Here is a 19913-nt window from a genome sequence, read left to right as displayed (position 1 = left end):
CAGGCTTAAATATTTAGCTATGCTTCTGAATTAGGTAAGAGGCATGGAAATCAATGTGCTCATCAATAAAGCTGGATATGAAGTAGTAACTATGATCATAACCCGGTTGAAGGCGAACCTCGACATCTGAACCATGCTCTTGTGCCGCAGCAACCAGCACTTCTGGTTTAAGCTGTTCGACTAAAAAACTATCTGCATCACCCTGATCAACCAGAATCGGCAGCTGAGACTTCGCCTGTTTGAGCAATTCACTCGCATCGTACTGTCTCCATATTTCGAAATCATTACCAAGATAAGCAGTAAACGCTTTCTGCCCCCACGGTGATTGCATCGGATTACTGATCGGGCTAAACGCTGAAATCGAGCGATAGTTCTCACTGTTCTTCAAACCAATAGTCAACGCACCGTGTCCCCCCATGCTATGACCAAAAATAGAACGCTCTTTAGATACGGGAAAATTTGCTTCAATCAATGCAGGCAGCTCATCAACCACATAATCGTACATCTGATAGTGGCGAGACCAAGGCTCTTGCGTAGCATTGAGATAGAAGCCCGCGCCTTTCCCAAGATCATACCCATCATCATCAGCAACATCGTCACCGCGTGGACTGGTATCTGGCGCAACAATCGCTATGCCTAACTCTGCTGCACGACGAAATGCTCCCGCTTTTTGCATGAAGTTTTCATCTGTACACGTCAATCCAGAAAGCCAATAGAGCACGGGGACGGGGCTACTCTTCGACGCTTTCGGCGGTAAAAAAATCGCAAAACGCATTGCGCAATTCAGTCGGACAGACTGATGTGTGTATTGTTTGTGCCAACCACCGAATACTTTGGCTTGGCTAATATTCTCAATGGTCATAACAACCTCATGGGGAAAAGCGATTTTGATAAATTAGAAAGTTAACGCCCCTGTTTCAGGGCGTTAAAACTTAAGCGTGAAACGTTATCTATCCATGTGAAGTACAGTACGAATAGATTCACCTCTGTGCATCAGTTCAAATGCTTCATTCACGTCTTGCAAACCCATCGTATGAGTAATGAATTCTTGCAGACCGAACTCACCAGCCATGTAGCGTTCAACAATTTCAGGTAGCTCTGAACGACCTTTCACACCACCAAATGCTGAACCACGCCATACTCGACCAGTAACCAACTGGAATGGACGAGTAGAGATTTCTTGTCCAGCACCAGCGACACCAATAATCACCGATTCACCCCAGCCTTTGTGGCAGCACTCTAGTGCTTGGCGCATAACGTTGACGTTACCAATACACTCAAATGAGTAGTCGACACCGCCATCCGTCATTTCAACGATAACTTCTTGAATTGGCGTATCAAACTTTTGCGGGTTAATACAATCGGTCGCCCCCAATTGTTTTGCTAGTTCGAACTTACTTTCATTGATATCAACGCCAATGATGCGGCTTGCGCCAGCCATACGAGCACCAATGACCGCCGATAAACCAATACCACCAAGCCCAAAGATAGCCACCGTATCGCCCTGCTTAACCTTAGCGGTGTTTAAGACAGCACCCATACCCGTTGTTACGCCACAGCCCAGTAGACACACTTCTTCAAGTGGTGCTTCTTTGTTGACTTTAGCCAGTGAAATTTCTGGCAGTACGGTGTAGTCAGAAAAAGTAGAGCAACCCATGTAGTGGAAAATTGTTTCACCATTAATGGAGAAACGACTTGTACCGTCTGGCATTAAACCCTTTCCTTGAGTTTCACGAACAGCCTGACATAGGTTAGTTTTACCTGATTTACAGAACTTACATTCACCACATTCAGCTGTGTATAGTGGAATAACATGATCACCCACTTCAACGCTGGTTACACCTTCGCCCACCATCTCAACAATACCACCACCTTCATGGCCGAGGATTGCAGGGAAGATGCCTTCTGGATCGTCACCAGACAAAGTAAAAGCGTCTGTGTGACATACACCAGTCGCCACAATACGAACAAGTACTTCACCCGCTTTGGGAAGCTGAACATCAACTTCTTCCATTTTTAGTGGTGCGCCAGCTGCCCATGCAACCATCGCTTTCGATTTGATATGAGTTTGACCCGGTTTCAGTTCAAGTGCCATTGGGGTTTCCTTCAAAGTAGGGATTTGTTATGACGCAATAAGCGTAGTTGAGCTTGCGTCTCAATGCTGCGTCGTTTTGTTTTGTTGGAAGTTATTTTAGGCATTTCAACGACCATGATAATCCAGTCATTTTGAAAATGATTTTTACATATAAGTAATAATAGTGAGTCAATACAAAAAGCCGAGCACTAAGCTCGGCGATAGATTAAAAGAATAATTAAGCGAGAAATCTGTTTTGTCGCCACTGATTAACTAATATCAGTGCAAGCGACATTCCCCTTACGGCCATGAAACTCAACATAGCCAACCATAGTGCATGATTCTCTAGATAAGCCAGCAGATAGAACACCACAAAGAAAGTACAGGTCGAAATAAACATGCTATTGCGCATCTCCGCCCCTTTGGTTGCACCGATAAAAACGCCATCGAGTAAGAAACACCACATAGAAACCATTGGCATCGCGATTAACCAAGGTAAGTATTCAAGAGCAATAGTCTGTACCTGAGGGATATCGGTGATCATTCCGATCAAGCTCGATCCGGCGATAGCAAACACCACTGTCAGCAAAAAGCAGATCACAAAACTCCAAAAAAAGGTTCCGAGTAAAGAATGGCTCAACTGCTGTTTGTCTTTTGCCCCAATCGCTTTGCCGACCATCGCCTCCATCGCATAAGCGAAGCCATCCATACCATACGAAATCATCATTAGGAAACTCATCAAAACCGCATTAGCTGCGACAATTTCATCACCAAAGCTTGCCCCTTGAAAGGTCATAAAAGTAAATGCGGCTTGCAGGCATAATGAGCGAAGGAAGATATCGCGATTGAGTTTTACAAAACGCGCTAAACCTTGAGTGGTGTCTTTGAGCAGAGCCCACACAGGCGGTAAACGTTCAACTCGCCACTTACGCCACACACAATAGAGACCAAAACTCATCCCTGTGTAATCGGCAATGACGGAGGCCAGCGCCGCACCCTCAACTTTCCAGCCCAAACCGATCACAAACAGCACGTCGAGCACGATATTCACCACATTAGCAATGATCACCATCCACATGGGTGCCTTGGCATTTTGGGTTCCTAGCAGCCAACCTAATATCACAAAGTTGACCAGCGCAGCTGGGGCACTCCAGGCGCGCACAGCAAAGTACTGAGCACCATATTGCTTAACCTGCTCGCTGGCATCACTAAAACTAAATATCCACTCAGCAACAAATTGATGAAATAACAGAAATAGCGAAGCAAACATCAAGGCCATACTCATGCCTTGACTGAAAACCAAGCCCAATTGGTGAGCGCTTTTCGCTCCATAGGCTTGAGCAGTGAGCCCCGTCGTCGACATTCTCAGAAAACCGAGTAGCCAGAAAGTCACACTGATCATCGTGCTGCCTAACGCAACACCTCCCAAATACCAAGCATGTTCTAAGTGGCCGATAACAGCAGCATCAACCAATCCCAATAAAGGGACGGTGATATTGGAAAGCACCATCGGAATAGCAAGCAGCAATACTTGTTTATGGATGGCGCGATTAGATAGGATCTGGAGTATTTGCACGTTGTCACTCAATAAACATCAGAGTGACAAGTGTAACGAGATCACCAGCGAAGCTGAACCACTACCGGTGTTAATCTCTGCTTTATAAAACTGAGTTTGGTGATCCAGCGGTGCCACAGTTTCCAGCGTCCGCAATCTCTTTCGAGTGGTGAATAGGTTTTTGCCCAGCGAGCCCATGGCAAGTAACCAAGTAATGCCTCGCCAGGATCACTATACCCATGAGCATAATGAACAGCCCCTAGCTTTTGGCCTAGTTTGGACTGAGTGAGATCTCCCGCTAGCACCATACAGGTACGGGCAGAGTCGAAGTGACAGCCTAGAGCTTGAACAAACTTCGCGATTTGCTGCGCATTACAATCAAGCAAAGCATGTTCACAAACAATCAGGACTGGTGTTTTTTCTGGAATAGGTAACTGTTCCAGCCAACTCAGCTCATCAACACTACCGCAAATGTGGTGGTAACGTTCACTAGCATGAAACAGCTTCTGACGCCAAAGTAGATTTTCAGTCACATCTAATTCTAGCCAGTGGCACCGACCATTATCGACGCGGTAAAAACGAGTATCGAGACCGGCACCCACATTCACAATCCAACCATCTGGATTGCGTCTTATAAAATCAGAGACTTGCTGATCGCACAATTGAGTTAGCGTGACATGAAGCAGCTGTTTTTGGTCAATATCACCAGAAAAACAATCGGGGGCAAGATGACAACGCTGGCACGCACGCGCAGCGATAGGGTCATAGACCAATCCATTGTCAACCAAGCTTTCTCGGCTACGAAGCCATAATGGTTGCAGTAAATTTGTCGGGATCTGATAGCGATGTTTCGTTGATGCGTGATTGACGGCCATTATCATCTTCCTTCCGTAGCCAGAATGCAGATGATAATGAATATCAATTACAAAATCAACAAGTGAGAATAACTCTCAAGAAGAGTCATTACATCCAATCCGTATTGCGGATGATGCCGACAGCCAAACCTTCGATGGTCAATTGCTGACAAGTTAAGTCCACTTTGATCGGTTCAAACTCTTCGTTCTCTGCGTGAAGCAGAACCGTAGAGCCTTTGCGTTCTAAGCGCTTTACTGTCACGTCATCATCCACTCGAGCCACAACAACTTGCCCATCACGCACATCTTGAGTCTTATGAACAGCAAGTAAATCACCATCCATGATACCGATATCTTTCATACTCTCGCCATTAACACGAAGCAAGAAATCGGCTTGCGGCTTAAACATACTAGGATCAACTTGGTAGTGCGTCTCTACATGCTCTTGAGCAAGGATAGGTTCCCCAGCAGCAACCTGACCAATCAGTGGTAGACCCTGATCATCATTAGCCGCGTCTTCTAACAAGATACGGATACCACGAGAAGCCCCTGGAATAATCTCAATCGCTTGCTTACGCGCAAGGGCTTTTAAATGTTCTTCAGCAGCATTTGCTGAACGGAAACCAAGTTCGCGTGCAATTTCAGCGCGCGTCGGTGGCATACCAGTGTCATCAATTTTACTCTTGATGAGGTCAAAAACTTGTTGTTGGCGGGGCGTTAACGGCTTCATAAGTCACCTGTTTTTTTATACAGTTAACTGTGAGTATATCCAGTATTTGGCGAAATGAAAAGCCAATTGATTGTTTTTTAGTAAGTTAGCATGGTCACCCCGTTCTGCTTAAAAGAACAGAATGTCTAACCATACATACCCCGTTAACAACATGGTCACCATTACTGATGCTGAGCCTAAATCTTTTGCTAAACCCGCCATTTCATGTTGCTCAGTTCTGATTCTATCTACTACGGCCTCAATGGCACTGTTAAACAGTTCAGCGATCAAAACCAGCACAATAGTTGCAATCAGCAGAATCCTTTGCCACTGGTTCTCTCCTAACAAAATAGCGACTGGAATCATCAAGGCTGCCAGTAATATTTCTTCACGAAATGCAGGCTCATTTTTAAACGCTGCCTTGAGCCCCTGACAGGAATAGCGTGTCGCGTTTTTGAGTCGTTTTAATCCATGAGTGGTTTTAGGTTGCAAGCTTCTCTCTCTTTGCTATTTATTTAATCGAGCTATGGGCGCAAAAATTGATGTTTTCATAATCAATAATAAGTAAAAGGTTCGACCAGTTTCTGTTATCCTTGCCACCTATAAAAATACACGCTTGAGCACATCCCCACTTCTATAGTTACAGAACTGGAAATGTGCTTATGCAAATCATCTATTTTTGAGGCTAAGAACCTTATGTCTTCTGGACGAATGTTATCGCGTTCCTTGCTAAAGCTGCCTATGTCAGTACTGGTTAAAGGGACAACAATTCCTTCAAACCCTATTGAAGATCATAGCATCGATATTAACAAGCCGATTATTTACGCTTTGCCGTATCGCTCAGGTGTCGACTTGCTTGCACTGCAAAAACAAGTCATTGCGCTGGGCCTACCTGATCCCCTTGAGCCTGTAGAAATTAATGGTAAACAGTTTAACCGCTATGTGTTTACCTCAGCCCGACAAACCGTGATGGGCAACGATCAAGATGTACCAAACGAATCGATCACTCTATTCTCCGATCTGCTGGAACGGCATAAGTTTGATTCAGAGCTCGATGTTCAAGTCATTCCGACCACCGTTCTTTGGGGCCGTAAACCGGGTAAAGAGTCACGACAAAAACCTTATCTCCAGTCACTCAATGGGCCACAAAAAGCGAAAGCGGTTTTGTTCGCGGGTCGTGATTGCTTGGTACGTATTAGCCCGGTAGTTTCACTCCGCTACATGGCGGACTCGCACGGTACGGATGCTTCAATCGCACACAAACTTGCCCGCGTAGCGCGTATTCATTTTTCGCGTCAAAAGCTTGCTGCATCAGGCCCTAATCTGCCAAGTCGTCAGGCATTATTTGATCGTCTGATGAAATCTAAAGCCATTGAAAAGGCCATCGAAGACGAAGCCAAATCAAAGAACATCTCAATTGAGAAAGCGCGTAAAGAAGCGCACGCCATTATGGATGAGATCGCCGCAGACTTCTCATACTCACTAATTAAGAATGGCGAACGTCTGCTTGGCTGGCTTTGGAACCGTATCTACCAAGGTTTAAACATTACCAACGCCGCTACGGTGCGAAAATTGGCTCAAGACGGACATGAAATTGTTTATGTTCCTTGTCACCGAAGCCATATGGACTACTTACTGCTGTCCTACGTACTGTACCGTGAAGGCATGGTGCCGCCGCATATCGCAGCAGGCATTAACCTAAACTTCTTCCCAGCAGGGCCTATCTTCCGTCGCGGTGGTGCTTTCTTTATTCGCCGTAGCTTTAAGGGGAATAAGCTATATTCCACCATCTTCCGCGAGTACTTAGCAGAACTTTTCGCCAAAGGTTACTCCGTAGAATATTTCAGTGAAGGCGGTCGTTCACGCACAGGTCGTTTGCTACAAGCAAAAACTGGTATGCTGGCAATGACTATTCAAGCGATGCTACGTGGCCTCAACCGCCCAGTAACGCTGGTGCCAGTCTATATCGGTTATGAGCATGTAATGGAAGTGAGCACTTACGCAAAAGAGTTACGCGGAAAGCGCAAAGAAAAAGAAAACGCAGGCCTAGTGTTACGCACAATCCGTAAACTACGCAACTTTGGCCAAGGCTATGTCAACTTTGGTGAGCCAATTCCGCTTAACCAGTACTTGAATGAAAAAGCCCCTGAGTGGACCAAAGATATCGATGCCATGGGCAGCAGTAAACCTCAGTGGCTAAACCCTGTGGTGAATGATCTCGCGACTAAGATGATGACACATATCAACGACGCAGCAGCAACCAATGCCCTAACTCTGTGTGCGACAGCATTATTGGCTTCTCGTCAGCGAGCACTCTCTCGTGACAATTTAGTTAGCCAAATTGACTGCTACTTGTCGATCTTAAAAAACGTTCCATACTCGACAACCTATACGGTACCGGAAGATAGTGCAGAAGCATTGGTCAAGCATGCCGAGTCACTCGATAAGTTTATTATCGAATCAGACAGCATGGGCGAGATTGTGTCACTGGATCGTAATCAATCGATCTTGATGACTTACTATCGAAATAACATCATTCATTTGCTGGCTCTGCCATCACTTATCGCTCAGATGTTGGTTCGCCATCAAAAACTTTCGCTGAAGCAGATCAAACAGAATGTCGCCTTGGTTTACCCATTCCTCAAGCAGGAGCTTTTCCTGAGCATTGAACAGGAAAAGTTGGATGAGCTAACGGAATCCTACATTGAAGAGCTTGCACATCAGGGACTCGTTACGATCGATAGCGAACAAAACGTCGCGATCAATCAAGCTAATACTCAAGTGCTTGTGCTACTTGGACGCACGATTACTGAAACACTGCAACGCTACGCAATCGCTCTAAATTTATTAGTTGCTAGCCCTGATTTAGGTAAATCAGATCTTGAGCAGAAGAGTCAGGACATTGCTCAACGCCTAGGTCGCCTGCACGGAATCAACGCACCAGAATTTTTCGATAAAGGTGTCTTTTCGGCGCTGTTCACAACCCTAAAACAACAAGCGTATCTTGATGTGGATGGCAACTGTGACATAGAGAAAAGCCAAGCTCTTGCGAGCCTTCTCTACTCTATGCTTTATCCTGAAGTACGTTTGACCATCAGAGAAAGTATCTGCCAAACCGCAGAAAACAAATAAAGTGACAATAAAAAGGCATCCTATGGATGCCTTTCTTTTACCAAAATGCGATAAATAACCCTATGGTGATGACCATTCCGACATAGTTGTTATTTAAGAAGGCTCTGAAGCAAAGGTCACGATCACGGTGTCGAATAAGATGCTGCTGGAACACAAACAGTGCCCCTACCACCAGCAGACTCCAGTAGTAGCTAGATCCAAGTTGATACCAAGTGCCAACAAACATCAGCATCACCAAGGTGACAAGCTGAAGGGAACCGATCACCATCTTATCAAATCGTCCAAATAGGATTGCCGTCGACTTGATACCAATCTTAAGGTCATCATCTCTATCAACCATCGCATACTGAGTATCGTAAGCAATCGTCCACAGTGCATTGATGGCGAATATAAACCAAACCATCACTGGTATTTCATTCGCTTGTGCAGCCCATGCCATCGGAATCGACCAACTAAACGCTAGCCCAAGAAAGAGCTGCGGCAGGTGAGTAAAACGCTTCATGAACGGATAGATGAAGGCAAGAACAATACCGACAAAAGAGAGCTGAATTGTCAGCGTATTCATACTCAACACTAAAGCAAATGAACTGACGGCCAAGAGAGCAAAGAGAGCCAAAGCTTCCTTTGAAGTCACTCGACCAGAAGGCAAAGGTCTCTGTTTGGTGCGCTTAACATGGCCATCAACCTTACGATCAGCAAAGTCATTAATCACACAACCCGCCGCACGCATAAAAATAACACCCAAAACAAAAACCAGTAGAACCTTTAAACTTGGCATCCCTTGAGCAGAAATAATCAATGCCCAAAGTGTTGGCCACAATAGCAACAAGGTTCCAATCGGCTTATCCATGCGCATAAGTTGCCAATAAGCCAGCGCTTTATCCGCCGTCATTCAAACACTCTCCCCTGAGTAGATGGGCGCTGTAGGCAAAAATAGTTCTGCAACTAACAATGGTTTGTGATTCATCCACAACCGTGAGCGGCGAGCGAGTAAGGGTTGTTCATCAACTTCAACGACCCCAACCTGCAAGGCGTCCCGTTTGACATTACTGGCACTAAATACCGTTAGTCCAAGGGGGATTTCTCCTTGCTGAGCCAAGTCATACTCTTGCTCCAACATTGACGAATGAGGGATTAACGTTCTCCCAATAACCCAAGCGCAGCCATCGCCTTTGAGAACAACCTTGCGCAACAAGCACTCTTCTTGAGCGAGAAGCGCAATTTCTTGTGAGTTCAGTTTTTCCGCTTTGACAATCTTGTTGTGCAGTAAGTCGACAGTTAAAGATTGGCAATAAGACTCTAATAAACGTGACAGTGAGCCCTGTTCTAGCAACCACTTTTTTGCACTTTGTGTAGGGAAGCTAAAATACTCTGGATCCTGCCATTCAACTTGGCGTAACGCAGATAAATAAAGCGCAGTCGATTGATTCATACTAGTATTCAATAAGTAGCCTTATCAGCGTACAATAAAGCTTCGATCTCTGATGTTAACCACCACAACGAGTGCTTAACGCATTTTCATTACAAATAGATGCTCTATTGTAACAAGACTCTGGCGATTCGAGTATCGTGATTGGAAGAAAGAAAAGTTATAAATATGATTAAACGTTACCTAGCCCAAATTTTTGTCGCTTGGAGTCTGTTGATCAGTCTCCCTGCGATAGCGGAAGAAGAAGGCGTCCCCAAACTGGCTTATTTCACCCTTGAACCTGATTTAACCACCAATTTTTTCACTAAAGGTAAAAAGTTGGGTTATATACAGGTTCGAATCGACATCATGGTTGCCAGTCAAACGGATCTTGCCGTGATTGAATTACATCAACCCTTAATTCGCGATGCTGTAATTGAGCTATTAGGGAAGCAGTCTGAAGAGACCATTACGTCATTAGCAGGACGTGAAGATTTACGTAAAACCTTGGTCGAACAACTCAACGCGACTCTACTGCCAGAAACAGGCAAAACAATCATCGCCGATCTGCTCTTCACAAAATACCTCTACCAGTAAATCGTCTAAGGATGGACGGCGTGCATACGCCGTTTTCTTTATCTGCGTGAATTAGCCCGCCCAGCATCCACCGCTCCCATCAGCACACCAGATAGTAGGCCTACAAGATGAGCCGTATTGGCTATGGCCATAAAAGGCTGAACAAACCCGAGAACTAACCAAACAAGCATAAATCCGATGACGGGCTTTGGCATCCCCAGACCCAATTGTGGGGCTTTATAACCCACCACCCATAGATATCCCACCAACGCATACACTACGCCAGATAAACCACCGAAATTCGCACCTTCAACCCAGAATTGGCCAATGCCTGATAGTGCCGCGGATAGCAAAAACAGTTGCAGCACCTTGCCAGAGCCCAGTTTTTGTTCAATATCGCCACCTAGCTGCCACCACCACAGCAAATTAAACGCAATATGCATGACGGAGAAATGGAGCAGCGCATGACTAAACCACCGCCAGATTTGCCACTCTTGACCTGAAAATGCAGGGAAATGAAGCGCAGCAAAAACGGCATTACCGGCGCCAAACTGTTGTAGAACAAAAATCGCAATACATGACGCCATAACCAAGAGCGTTAGCGGACCTGCTTTGGCCTTGACCATCGCCAACATACTTGGTGATTGGTACTTAAAATGGTTTTGACGAGTCTCAGCCATATCCCAAGAAGCCGCTTGGTACTTACTCGCGTTAGGATTATCAAGAAATTGCTGGAGTTCAGCTTCCGCTTCGACTTGATGCTGACTATCGGTTAGCCATAATGCAAACTGCCCCTCTCCCTCGGGCATCATTTTGATATCAATTTGGCGAGACGCCATGTAATCAATAAATGCCTGTGCCATTCTCGGATGGTTGAGAGAGATCAGTTTATGCATAACGCTATCCTAAATTTGATTCAGTGGGCAGTTGAGCTCGCTGCCAGGCTTCGAAGCCACCATCTACACTATACACCTGCTCAAAGCCTTGGTTAACTAAATACTGTGCCGCACCTTGGCTACTGATGCCGTGGTAACACATCACCAAAACTGGCTGCTCAAATTCAACGCTATTCATAAACGCTACCATAGTGTCGTTGGTTAAATGGAAGGCATCTTGAGCATGTGCGACGGCAAAAGATTGCGGGTCACGAATATCGACCATACGAGCTTCACCTTGTTCCATAAGGCTTTGTGCGCTATTGACATCGATATGTTTGTACTGGTCCATAAACTTTCTCTTTTCATCATTATTATCAAGCATCATTGTAACCTATCCAGTGCTCAACAAGTACACGGGAGAAGTAAGGTTATCCACCCGTGATCATAAATTCACCAACTGTGGATAAATCTGTGGATTGCGTTGATAAAGTGTTTTATTGAAAATGGATCCACAATATGTAGTGATGATCCTTATTTGATTGTGAGTAAAGAAAAAATTATCCCCACCGTCAATCATGCTCAAATGACTTGATTCACCCTGCTTTCTGACAGATAGCAAAGAAATTTACCACAGACTTACCCACAGGCTACTGAAGCCACAACGATCATCTTGGCAGTGGATTATTTTAGAAAGCGATCACAAATAAAAAAGCCGAGATCATAAGACCTCGGCTTTACCAATCTATCAGCTGTCGTGCTAGCAATTAAAATTCGCCAACTGCAGCTTTCAGTTTTTTCATCGCATTCTTCTCTAGCTGACGAATACGCTCTGCAGATACGCTGTAAGTTTCCGCGAGTTCTTGCAGAGTAGACTTATTATCATCAAGCCAACGTGAACGAACAATGTGCTGACTACGTTCATCCAGAGATTTAAGTGCTAAGCTCAAGCGATTGTTGGTATGCGCTTCCCAGTTAGCCGCTTCAATGTTGTCTGCAACATCAGACGCTTTATCTTCAAGATACACCATTGGAGCTGTGTATGAGTTACTTGAGTCATCTTCATCCATTGGCATCTCAAATGCCGCATCTTGCGCAGCTAGACGAGATTCCATTTCACGGACTTCTGAAGGTTCGACACCGAGTTCTCTTGCTACAGTCTCTACTTCACCGTTATTAAACCAACCTAAACGCTTTTTAGACTTACGTAGGTTGAAGAACAGTTTACGCTGAGCTTTGGTTGTAGCGATTTTAACAATTCGCCAGTTACGCAGAACGTATTCATGGATTTCAGCTTTGATCCAATGAACGGCAAAGGATACAAGGCGAACGCCGACTTCAGGGTTAAAACGTTTAACCGCTTTCATCAAACCGATATTGCCTTCTTGAACAAGGTCAGCCATTGGTAGGCCATAACCAGAATAACCACGAGCGACGTGCACGACAAAGCGAAGGTGCGAAAGGATCAAACCTTTTGCCGCCTCAATTTCACCGTCATAATGCAGTCTCTCGGCCAGTTCACGTTCCTCATCAGCCGTCAGCATTGGGTAGCTGTTTACTGAACGGATGTAGCTATCTAAGCTATCTTGCGTAACTACTGCCATTGGATATGCTTGGTTAGTCATTCATTTCCTCATCAATCTCTGATCTGGAGTATTTTTTAACCCATCAATCTTGAACCTAAAATGAACAGGTTTCAAGCTGCGAAAGTAATTATGCATAAACAAAATGTCTATACAAGGGAAAAAGTACACGGTAGCGTCTACTTTTTCAATAGTATGACCTCCACAAAGTCAATCAGTTCAAATTAAACTGGCTCGATCTCTTTTAAGTGGCGCTGCGCAGATACCTTAGCGGCTAGGCAACCTAAGAAGGTTCCAAGCATTACTAGCAGTAGCGACTCATCCCAGCTAAGGCCAACTAATCTGAAGTGACTATCATACAGAAGGGCCAATTTCTCCACACTGCTATTGAGCAAAACTGTGATTATCGCAGTCAAAATCCACGCGCTAACCGCACCGAGTAAACCAAACCACATGCCAGAGTAGAGATAAGGGCGTAAAATGTAGCTGTTCGTTGCACCAATCAGCTTCATTGTCTGGATCTCTTCTTTATTCGCTAACACATTAAAACGTAGAGTGTTACCGACAATTAAGAATACAGAGGCAAGCATCAGCAGAGATAGGGTAATGACAATTCCGCTGACAAGGTTCTTAATCGCATCTAAGCGAGCGAGCCAATCCTCATCCAAACGAACATCAGTAATGCCCTCTTCATCGCTAATACGCTGAACAAGTTGCTTAATCATTTGATTGTCATCTTCGCTTGGCGTGATGACCAACACACCAGGTAGTGCATAATCATCAAGCAAGCTCAAGGCATGTTCAAAGCCTGAATACTGACTTAAATCATCCAATCCCTGTTGAGGTGAGATGTAGTTCACTTCAGCCACATCCTCCATGCTTTCGATCTGGTCTTTTAGCACCATGATCCTAGCTTCAGGGGTGTTCTCTTTTATGTAAGCACTTACTTGCGATGGGCTGGTAACATTACTTGATGCCGCAGAGATATTCTTACCCAGTAAGTAAAGAGCCGATGGCATGGCCAATGCCATAGAGATAACTGCCAAGGTTAAGATGTTGCCCATTGGTCTTAACCAAAACTCACCTAACGAAGCTTTAGCTTGCTTGAAATGGACAGCAAAAAAGTTGTCTTTCTTAACGCGATTGTTCGTTCGTGATGCTTTAGTGCTTTTATTGCGAGCATTAATGGCCATAGTCTTCTACCTCACTGAGAAAACCTTGGTTTAATTCAAGATGACGGTATTGTGGGCGAGTATTTACTAACCCAATATCGTGTGTAGCCAGTAGGATCGTCACTCCGGCACGGTTAAACTCTTCAAACAGTTTCAACACTCGATTAGACAACTCAGGGTCGAGATTACCCGTTGGTTCATCTGCAAGTAACAGAGTAGGACGATTGACCACCGCACGTGCTATACCGACTCGCTGTTGTTCACCACCGGACAGTTGGCTTGGTAAGCACTTGGCTTTATCTAGCAGGCCCGTCTTATCCAAGGCTGCGGAGACACGACGTTTGATCTCATTTTCAGAGATGGATTCAATTCGCATCGGCAGCGCGACATTGTCGTAGACGGTTCGGTCCATCAACAAGCGATGATCCTGAAACACAATACCAATGTTGCGACGTAAAAATGGGATGTCTTTATTAGGGATTCGAGTAATGTCATGGTCATTGAAACTGATTTTTCCATCCGTTGGTCGCTCAATGGCACAAATCAATTTAAGCAGAGTACTTTTACCGGCTCCTGAATGACCACCAAGAAAGGCCATCTCACCTCTACGAAGATGAAAATCGACCTTCTGTAACGCCTGTCGACCACCACGGTAAGCCTTACTCACTTGCTGAAATTTTATCACCCGAAATCCCTCTTAACTGAGTTTCTTCAATTGGTCTTTGTGTTTACTCTAGTCTTCACGACTGAATAGAGCGTCAATGAACTCTTGAGTTTCAAATGGACGTAGATCGTCGATACCTTCACCGACCCCAATGTAACGAATTGGAATCTGGAACTGGTCAGCCAGTGCGAAGATCACACCACCTTTTGCGGTACCATCCAACTTAGTCAAGGTGATACCTGTAAGCGGTGCAACATCACTAAACAACTTAGCTTGGCTAATCGCGTTTTGACCAGTACCAGCATCTAAGGTCAACATGATTTCATGAGGAGCTGAGCCATCAATCTTTTGCATTACACGGACGATCTTACGCAGCTCTTCCATCAAGTTAGATTTATTCTGTAAGCGACCTGCTGTGTCAGCAATCACCACATCTACACCTTTCGCTTTAGCGGACTCTATCGCGTCGTAGATCACTGAAGCACTATCTGCGCCAGTGTGCTGTGCGACTACGGGTACATTGTTTCGCTCACCCCAAACTTGAAGTTGTTCTACTGCCGCAGCACGGAACGTATCCCCTGCCGCAAGCATCACTTTTTTACCTTCAGCTTGGAACTGTTTAGCCAGTTTACCGATCGTGGTTGTTTTACCTACACCATTCACGCCAACCATTAAGATCACGTAAGGCGCTTTAGAACTGTCTACTTCTAGCGGTTTCTCGACGTTCGACAAGATCTCTGCCATTTCTTCTTTTAGAAGTCCATAAAGTGCTTCACCGTCTTTTAGTTCCTGACGTGATGCTTTTTCTGTTAGGTTTTCAATGATTTTTAATGTGGTATCCATGCCCACATCTGCAATAAGAAGCTGTTCTTCCAGCTCTTCAAACAGATCATCATCAATCTGCTTACCTTTGAACAAACCAAAGAAGCCAGCACCAATGTTGGCTTTGGTGCGTGCAAGACTGCGTTTCAAACGAGCAAAGAAACTTTCCGTCGGTTTTTCCTGTTCCACGACACGCGGTTCAACCGCTTGTGGCGTTTCAAGCTCTTCAACAGGTTCAACTATTGCTTCTGCTTCTGCTTCTGCTTCTGCTTCTGCTTCTGCTTCTGCTTCTGCTAGTTCAGCCTTTTTGTCTTCAATTGGTTCGTCAACAACGGCTTGCTGCTCATCTTGTTGTTCGTCAGTCGTTGTTTGTTCTTCTACGGATTGTTTTGCTTGTTCTTCATCACCAAAGCCAAGCCAAGAGAGTAATCCGCGCTTCTTTTTTTCCGTCATCTGGGGCTATCCTAGATCGTCTTAATTAACTCAGACTTTTTTCTGCGGGCATTATCCACACTGAAAAAAGCAAAATGACAACAAAGTGAAAAGTTTTCACTGCCAGAGTGTTGGTATACACTTTGTCATCAACAAATTTGGGCTGTATGTTAGCGCTCAACAGCAGAGCGACTGGCTATAGTATCACTTTATTAGCGGTCAAAAAATCTATGGTAAGACGTCGCCAGCAAAACACATCACAAAAAAAGCCTTCAACCGGCTTTGTTCGTATTATTAGCGGCTTATGGAGAGGAAGAAAACTGCCTGTTCATGATGCCGAAGGACTAAGACCAACAACAGATCGCGTCAAAGAAACACTGTTTAACTGGATCGCTCAAGATGTTCCCCGCGCTAAATGCCTCGATCTGTTCGCCGGCTCTGGTGGACTCGGTTTTGAAGCCGCTTCACGCCAAGCAGAGATGGTGACACTTATCGAGTTAAATCCTAACGCATTCAAACAAATTGAGAAAAACATTGCTTCATTAAATGCCAGCAATCTGACAGCTCATAATACTGATGCAATTAGCTTTCTTAAACAGCCGGGCACACCTCATCATGTCGTATTTATTGATCCGCCATTTCGCAAAGGCTTACTGGATGAAACCGTTGCCCTACTTGAAAGTCATGGCTGGTTAACGGATGACGCTATGATTTATGTCGAGACTGAAAAAGAATTGAGCCTTGACTCCATCCCTGCTCACTGGCACTTACACCGTGAGAAAACAGCTGGTCAGGTCAGCTATCGACTATTCGAAAGACAAGCAGATCAATAAGGAAATTTTGATGAAAGCACTGATTCTTCTGGCCAAAGCCGCAATAGGCTTTGTCTGGTTTATTCTAATCGTGAACTTCTTTATGCCGTTTCCTGGCAAAGCAGCCATCGCGCTCTACATCATGACAGCATTCCTGTTCATTATGCATGGTTTGCAAATGGCGATTTTCATTGGCGCATTTGGCGACAAAATTAAAATGAGCAGTTGGGAAAAATGGTCAATACTGATCTTTGGTATCTTCGCCCTACTTGATATTCGTCGTAAGCACATGACCTAACCATTCCTGAAACAAAAAATGCCGCTCCAAATAGAGCGGCATTTTTATTTTTACGTTTCAACGCTAAGCAAGATAACTCTTCACACCATCTAAGAACATCTGGGTAGAGATCATGATCAGTAACAAACCCATTAAACGCTCTATCGCTTTTAGGCCACGTTCTCCCAATATACGGTGGAAGAAACTGTAGAACATTAGAATAAAGAAGGTCACGCTCCACGCGAGCAACACAGCAGCAGAAAGCTCAAGTAAATTGTTCGGGTACTGGCTTGAAAGCAGCAACAGAGCGGCAATAACTGATGGCCCTGCAATCATCGGGATAGCCATCGGCACGATAAAGGGCTCCTCACCCGCGGCTAGGCCAGTAATACTACCTGCACTAGGAAATATCATCTTAATTGCAATAATAAATAGGATGATGCCACCTGAAATGCTTAACGTTTCAGGTTGAACGTGCAAGAAGTTAAGAATCGTCTTACCTGCAAACAAGAACAGCATCAGAATCGCAAGCGCAAAAATCAACTCGCGAATAAGTACTTTACGTCTGCGCTTGGGATCGAGATGTTTTAGGATCGATAGGACAATAGGAAGATTGCCAAGCGGGTCCATGATTAGAAACAGCATGGTCGCGGCGGAAAGAATGTCCATAAGAGGTCTCCAAAACGTTATATATCAAGCACTAAAAATTCGGCGAAGTATAACAAGCTCACCAGACGATTTGGAGACATTGACAGAAATTATCTTAACGGTGGTATCGAGTCATAATTAATGACTGCACACTCTCTCTGCATTCACCATCCAGATACCATCTTGTACGATCACTTTCTCGCGATCGATAAAAAACTCGAGTAGTGTTTCCAGCGTAAATCCATTGCACTTACATGTACGAAAACGTGCTTGCTCACCAAATGCTTCGCTTATCGCCTGCTCTAAGTCTGATTTAGACATAGGCTGCTCTCGCAATAAGTTTAGAACGTTATGGGCATGAATTTCGGTTGTCATGGAACTTCCTCACTAAAGGTAATAGACCCATCAAGAATACATGCTTCATCGATATTTTCTTTGATTTTAAATAATCAGAGAAGCCGTGATAAGTGAGTGAGCAAGGAGATAGCTACCAGAGACAAGGTAACGTCCCCGATACATTGAGGGACGGTAATCACTGATTGCGAGTAGCACTGCCGATAATGTTAACGTCACTGTTCCAACGAAACCTAAACCATTGGCAATGCCGCCATTAAGCAACCACACTTCACCGGCAGCCCAATTGAGCTGTAACAGTGCGATTCCCATCATAACGACAGGGAAAATGAGTCGATCTATTTTGGGCAGTAGAAGAAAGAAGCTCACGATTGCAACGCCTAATAGCATTGCAGGCAACCACCACACGATATCACCTGACAACTTCACCCAAAAAGAGGCGCCATAGCAGATCTGGGCGGTGATAAAGCCGACAAAACACAACTTTAGGTGACGCTTTACAAGATAGAGCCAATCCGCCGCCATAGAAACGAGTAAACCAAGTGATACCCACCACGCATCGATGCCAACCAGAGCATTTTGGCTCCAGAGCATGACCAACAACATAAGCAACGACATTGTTTTAAACATCGCTGCTTGTCTTACGTGATTACTTTCACTCGCAGAAATACTGATATATCCCGAAAGAGCAACAGATAGCCAGCTCCACATTCGAACACCTCAAGAAAATTTGAGGTGCTAGTGTAGGCAGAGTCGTCAAGATGTCTACCGTAGAAGGGCAAAATTTGGATCTCGATAATACTTCTCGCCGTCAACCAAGCCGACTTCTGTGAATCACCATCAGTATTGCTTTTTGCTCACAATGTTCTCAATGGATGAGAATTTCAGTATATCTTTATCTAGCACGCTTCAGATCGACCAATCGCAGTAAAAAATAAGAACCAAACGTAGCACATTTTTCACCCTAAAATTAAATCATTAAAAATTAATAACTTAACACAAACCCCAGAAAACCCCCTCATTCAAAACATGAAGTTTTCTCATATAAACCGTAAGCGTTCACCAAGGTAGCTTGGCTTGTCTTGATTAAAGGGAGCGAGACTACAGATCAAAAACGGGTCGTGACTCCAATCGGTTAATTCAAAGATAAAATTCTCGTTCAATGAATGTTCCGATCACCTTATCGTGCATCTTCTCGATTTGGAAAAACCGATTGTTCTACGTACTGAACGTTTTAATCTGGAACGCAGGGTTAGGTTGGTTCGCTCAATCCGTTGAGTGAACCTTTTGCCCACAACATGCTTTGTAAGCGTTCACCAGCAGTCCATTGACAAAAAGTGTGAGTTAACGCAATTGATCCAACATTCCTAATTGAGTGATCATTTCTAGCCGTCATGCTTAATGCATGAAAAAGAAAAAATCTAAATTCTCATCTTCGCCGCCCGTGGCATCAGATATCAACGAAGCGAATGCGCTGATTGTTGAGCTCTGGGAGCAGTTGCGCCACTATGAGGACAAGCTCAAAACTAGCAGCGCTAATTCATCCAAATCACCATCATCCGATGGGCCTAAAGAGCGGGCTGAAAGAAAAAAGCTCAAAGCTCTAGTGGTCGCAATCCGAGAGGAGCTACACAAGGTCACTCAGGGCACAAACGACAACTCTCAGAATTAAAACCATCTGATACCTTTGTTGAATGTTACCCAGATAGTGCCTGTTCTTGTTGTGGCGATACGAACCTTAAGATGAGTGATAAACCTTTTTATCGACATCAGGTTCATGAAATTCCCAAACCGACAATGGATATTACCGAGTATCGGCTCTTTTCTGGTAAATGCTCTCAGTGTGGCGAAACCGCGAGGGCCAGAAAGCCGAGCGATATACCTCAAGGCATCATGGGCCCCAATCTATTGAGTCATATCGCGATCTTGGCTGGTCAATATCATCTGAGCGTGCGTAAAATACGCT

Annotated in this window: 22 protein-coding genes and 2 pseudogenes; 6 read left to right on the top strand and 18 right to left on the bottom strand. The window is 44.7% G+C overall.

The genetic code is table 11. The annotated features are described in order from the left end of the window. Positions 1 to 13 precede the first annotated feature (13 nt). The 6 genes from fghA to DA100_RS05705 all read right to left on the bottom strand — a co-directional run bounded on the left by fghA (position 14) and on the right by DA100_RS05705 (position 5684). The gene (gene fghA, locus DA100_RS05730) at positions 14 to 862 is read right to left on the bottom strand and encodes an S-formylglutathione hydrolase (RefSeq protein WP_138971315.1); all 849 of its coding nucleotides are present in this window, start codon (positions 860 to 862) and stop codon (positions 14 to 16) included. 84 nt (positions 863 to 946) lie between these two features. Then, on the bottom strand, positions 947 to 2095 hold the full coding sequence (locus DA100_RS05725; protein WP_138971314.1) for an S-(hydroxymethyl)glutathione dehydrogenase/class III alcohol dehydrogenase: 1149 nt from the start codon (positions 2093 to 2095) through the stop codon (positions 947 to 949). Positions 2096 to 2312: 217 nt separating this feature from the next. Continuing rightward, complete coding sequence (dinF, locus tag DA100_RS05720; protein WP_138971313.1) at positions 2313 to 3650, bottom strand: MATE family efflux transporter DinF; 1338 nt, start codon at positions 3648 to 3650, stop codon at positions 2313 to 2315. Positions 3651 to 3691: 41 nt separating this feature from the next. Further along, on the bottom strand, positions 3692 to 4504 hold the full coding sequence (locus DA100_RS05715) for a class I SAM-dependent methyltransferase (RefSeq protein WP_138971312.1): 813 nt from the start codon (positions 4502 to 4504) through the stop codon (positions 3692 to 3694). 88 nt (positions 4505 to 4592) lie between these two features. Continuing rightward, a complete protein-coding gene (lexA, locus tag DA100_RS05710) occupies positions 4593 to 5213 on the bottom strand; it encodes a transcriptional repressor LexA (protein WP_138971311.1) in 621 nt (206 codons plus the stop codon). Positions 5214 to 5321: 108 nt separating this feature from the next. After that, positions 5322 to 5684, bottom strand: a complete 363-nt coding sequence (locus DA100_RS05705) for a diacylglycerol kinase (protein ID WP_138971310.1) — start codon at positions 5682 to 5684, stop codon at positions 5322 to 5324. Positions 5685 to 5888: 204 nt separating this feature from the next. Here DA100_RS05705 and plsB point away from each other — a divergent pair, with 204 nt between their 5' ends. Then, the gene (gene plsB, locus DA100_RS05700; RefSeq protein ID WP_171052151.1) at positions 5889 to 8324 is read left to right on the top strand and encodes a glycerol-3-phosphate 1-O-acyltransferase PlsB; all 2436 of its coding nucleotides are present in this window, start codon (positions 5889 to 5891) and stop codon (positions 8322 to 8324) included. A 37-nt stretch (positions 8325 to 8361) separates the two neighbouring features. On the opposite strand, the gene ubiA is transcribed toward plsB, so the two are convergent. Continuing rightward, positions 8362 to 9216: a 4-hydroxybenzoate octaprenyltransferase gene (ubiA, locus tag DA100_RS05695; RefSeq protein ID WP_138971308.1), complete on the bottom strand. Its 855-nt coding sequence runs from the start codon at positions 9214 to 9216 to the stop codon at positions 8362 to 8364. Continuing rightward, positions 9217 to 9756 carry a chorismate lyase gene (locus tag DA100_RS05690; protein ID WP_138971307.1) on the bottom strand — a complete coding sequence of 180 codons (540 nt, stop codon included), beginning with the start codon at positions 9754 to 9756 and terminating at the stop codon, positions 9217 to 9219. Between the two features lie 165 nt (positions 9757 to 9921). On the opposite strand from DA100_RS05690, the gene DA100_RS05685 reads away from it, so the two are divergent. Beyond that, entirely contained in the window at positions 9922 to 10329 is a 408-nt protein-coding gene (locus tag DA100_RS05685; RefSeq protein ID WP_138971306.1) for a flagellar basal body-associated protein FliL, read from the top strand. Between the two features lie 38 nt (positions 10330 to 10367). On the opposite strand, the gene glpG is transcribed toward DA100_RS05685, so the two are convergent. The 6 genes from glpG to ftsY all read right to left on the bottom strand — a co-directional run bounded on the left by glpG (position 10368) and on the right by ftsY (position 15877). After that, complete coding sequence (glpG, locus tag DA100_RS05680; RefSeq protein ID WP_138971305.1) at positions 10368 to 11204, bottom strand: rhomboid family intramembrane serine protease GlpG; 837 nt, start codon at positions 11202 to 11204, stop codon at positions 10368 to 10370. 4 nt (positions 11205 to 11208) lie between these two features. Then, entirely contained in the window at positions 11209 to 11535 is a 327-nt protein-coding gene (glpE, locus tag DA100_RS05675; RefSeq protein WP_138971304.1) for a thiosulfate sulfurtransferase GlpE, read from the bottom strand. Positions 11536 to 11950: 415 nt separating this feature from the next. Further along, positions 11951 to 12808, bottom strand: a complete 858-nt coding sequence (rpoH, locus tag DA100_RS05670; protein WP_138971303.1) for an RNA polymerase sigma factor RpoH — start codon at positions 12806 to 12808, stop codon at positions 11951 to 11953. A 182-nt stretch (positions 12809 to 12990) separates the two neighbouring features. After that, the gene (gene ftsX, locus DA100_RS05665) at positions 12991 to 13959 is read right to left on the bottom strand and encodes a permease-like cell division protein FtsX (RefSeq protein WP_138971302.1); all 969 of its coding nucleotides are present in this window, start codon (positions 13957 to 13959) and stop codon (positions 12991 to 12993) included. Beyond that, entirely contained in the window at positions 13949 to 14623 is a 675-nt protein-coding gene (gene ftsE / locus DA100_RS05660) for a cell division ATP-binding protein FtsE (RefSeq protein ID WP_138971301.1), read from the bottom strand. Before ftsE ends, ftsX begins: the two co-directional genes overlap by 11 nt. Positions 14624 to 14671: 48 nt before the next feature. After that, entirely contained in the window at positions 14672 to 15877 is a 1206-nt protein-coding gene (gene ftsY / locus DA100_RS05655; RefSeq protein ID WP_138971300.1) for a signal recognition particle-docking protein FtsY, read from the bottom strand. Between the two features lie 209 nt (positions 15878 to 16086). Here ftsY and rsmD point away from each other — a divergent pair, with 209 nt between their 5' ends. Both rsmD and DA100_RS05645 read left to right on the top strand, forming a co-directional pair. Next, positions 16087 to 16689, top strand: coding sequence for a 16S rRNA (guanine(966)-N(2))-methyltransferase RsmD (gene rsmD, locus DA100_RS05650; RefSeq protein ID WP_138971324.1), 603 nt, complete (start codon positions 16087 to 16089; stop codon positions 16687 to 16689). A gap of 10 nt (positions 16690 to 16699) precedes the next feature. Beyond that, the gene (locus tag DA100_RS05645) at positions 16700 to 16966 is read left to right on the top strand and encodes a DUF1145 domain-containing protein (RefSeq protein WP_138971299.1); all 267 of its coding nucleotides are present in this window, start codon (positions 16700 to 16702) and stop codon (positions 16964 to 16966) included. 63 nt (positions 16967 to 17029) lie between these two features. Here DA100_RS05645 and DA100_RS05640 read toward each other — a convergent pair whose 3' ends face one another. The 4 genes and pseudogenes from DA100_RS05640 to DA100_RS05625 all read right to left on the bottom strand — a co-directional run. After that, positions 17030 to 17614, bottom strand: coding sequence for a YhgN family NAAT transporter (locus DA100_RS05640; RefSeq protein ID WP_138971298.1), 585 nt, complete (start codon positions 17612 to 17614; stop codon positions 17030 to 17032). 117 nt (positions 17615 to 17731) lie between these two features. Beyond that, entirely contained in the window at positions 17732 to 17968 is a 237-nt protein-coding gene (locus DA100_RS05635; RefSeq protein ID WP_138971297.1) for a YecH family metal-binding protein, read from the bottom strand. Positions 17969 to 18034: 66 nt separating this feature from the next. Further along, positions 18035 to 18658, bottom strand: a complete 624-nt coding sequence (locus DA100_RS05630; RefSeq protein ID WP_138971296.1) for a lysoplasmalogenase — start codon at positions 18656 to 18658, stop codon at positions 18035 to 18037. A 429-nt stretch (positions 18659 to 19087) separates the two neighbouring features. Next, positions 19088 to 19248: pseudogene (locus tag DA100_RS05625) on the bottom strand (IS1 family transposase); the annotation flags it as partial. Between the two features lie 104 nt (positions 19249 to 19352). On the opposite strand from DA100_RS05625, the gene DA100_RS21245 reads away from it, so the two are divergent. Both DA100_RS21245 and DA100_RS21240 read left to right on the top strand, forming a co-directional pair. Continuing rightward, positions 19353 to 19619, top strand: a complete 267-nt coding sequence (locus DA100_RS21245) for a DUF6444 domain-containing protein (RefSeq protein WP_240800883.1) — start codon at positions 19353 to 19355, stop codon at positions 19617 to 19619. A 71-nt stretch (positions 19620 to 19690) separates the two neighbouring features. After that, positions 19691 to 19913: pseudogene (locus tag DA100_RS21240) on the top strand (IS66 family transposase); the annotation flags it as partial.

This window comes from Vibrio sp. Hep-1b-8 (assembly GCF_006124995.1).
Lineage (GTDB): Bacteria > Pseudomonadota > Gammaproteobacteria > Enterobacterales > Vibrionaceae > Vibrio.
The sequence above is the reverse complement of the archived record's forward strand: the minus strand, read 5'-3'. Positions and strand labels throughout refer to the sequence as shown.

Bases quoted from the DNA above. Each gene is read 5' to 3' on its own strand.
- fghA (WP_138971315.1), bottom strand. From the start codon at position 862: ATGACCATTGAGAATATTAGCCAAGCCAAAGTATTCGGTGGTTGGCAC.
- DA100_RS05725 (WP_138971314.1), bottom strand. From the start codon at position 2,095: ATGGCACTTGAACTGAAACCGGGTCAAACTCATATCAAATCGAAAGCG.
- DA100_RS05715 (WP_138971312.1), bottom strand. From the start codon at position 4,504: ATGGCCGTCAATCACGCATCAACGAAACATCGCTATCAGATCCCGACA.
- lexA (WP_138971311.1), bottom strand. From the start codon at position 5,213: ATGAAGCCGTTAACGCCCCGCCAACAACAAGTTTTTGACCTCATCAAG.
- plsB (WP_171052151.1), top strand. From the start codon at position 5,889: ATGTCTTCTGGACGAATGTTATCGCGTTCCTTGCTAAAGCTGCCTATG.
- ubiA (WP_138971308.1), bottom strand. From the start codon at position 9,216: ATGACGGCGGATAAAGCGCTGGCTTATTGGCAACTTATGCGCATGGAT.
- DA100_RS05690 (WP_138971307.1), bottom strand. From the start codon at position 9,756: ATGAATCAATCGACTGCGCTTTATTTATCTGCGTTACGCCAAGTTGAA.
- DA100_RS05685 (WP_138971306.1), top strand. From the start codon at position 9,922: ATGATTAAACGTTACCTAGCCCAAATTTTTGTCGCTTGGAGTCTGTTG.
- glpG (WP_138971305.1), bottom strand. From the start codon at position 11,204: ATGCATAAACTGATCTCTCTCAACCATCCGAGAATGGCACAGGCATTT.
- glpE (WP_138971304.1), bottom strand. From the start codon at position 11,535: ATGGACCAGTACAAACATATCGATGTCAATAGCGCACAAAGCCTTATG.
- rpoH (WP_138971303.1), bottom strand. From the start codon at position 12,808: ATGACTAACCAAGCATATCCAATGGCAGTAGTTACGCAAGATAGCTTA.
- ftsX (WP_138971302.1), bottom strand. From the start codon at position 13,959: ATGGCCATTAATGCTCGCAATAAAAGCACTAAAGCATCACGAACGAAC.
- ftsY (WP_138971300.1), bottom strand. From the start codon at position 15,877: ATGACGGAAAAAAAGAAGCGCGGATTACTCTCTTGGCTTGGCTTTGGT.
- rsmD (WP_138971324.1), top strand. From the start codon at position 16,087: ATGGTAAGACGTCGCCAGCAAAACACATCACAAAAAAAGCCTTCAACC.
- DA100_RS05645 (WP_138971299.1), top strand. From the start codon at position 16,700: ATGAAAGCACTGATTCTTCTGGCCAAAGCCGCAATAGGCTTTGTCTGG.
- DA100_RS05640 (WP_138971298.1), bottom strand. From the start codon at position 17,614: ATGGACATTCTTTCCGCCGCGACCATGCTGTTTCTAATCATGGACCCG.
- DA100_RS05635 (WP_138971297.1), bottom strand. From the start codon at position 17,968: ATGACAACCGAAATTCATGCCCATAACGTTCTAAACTTATTGCGAGAG.
- DA100_RS05630 (WP_138971296.1), bottom strand. From the start codon at position 18,658: ATGTGGAGCTGGCTATCTGTTGCTCTTTCGGGATATATCAGTATTTCT.
- DA100_RS21245 (WP_240800883.1), top strand. From the start codon at position 19,353: ATGAAAAAGAAAAAATCTAAATTCTCATCTTCGCCGCCCGTGGCATCA.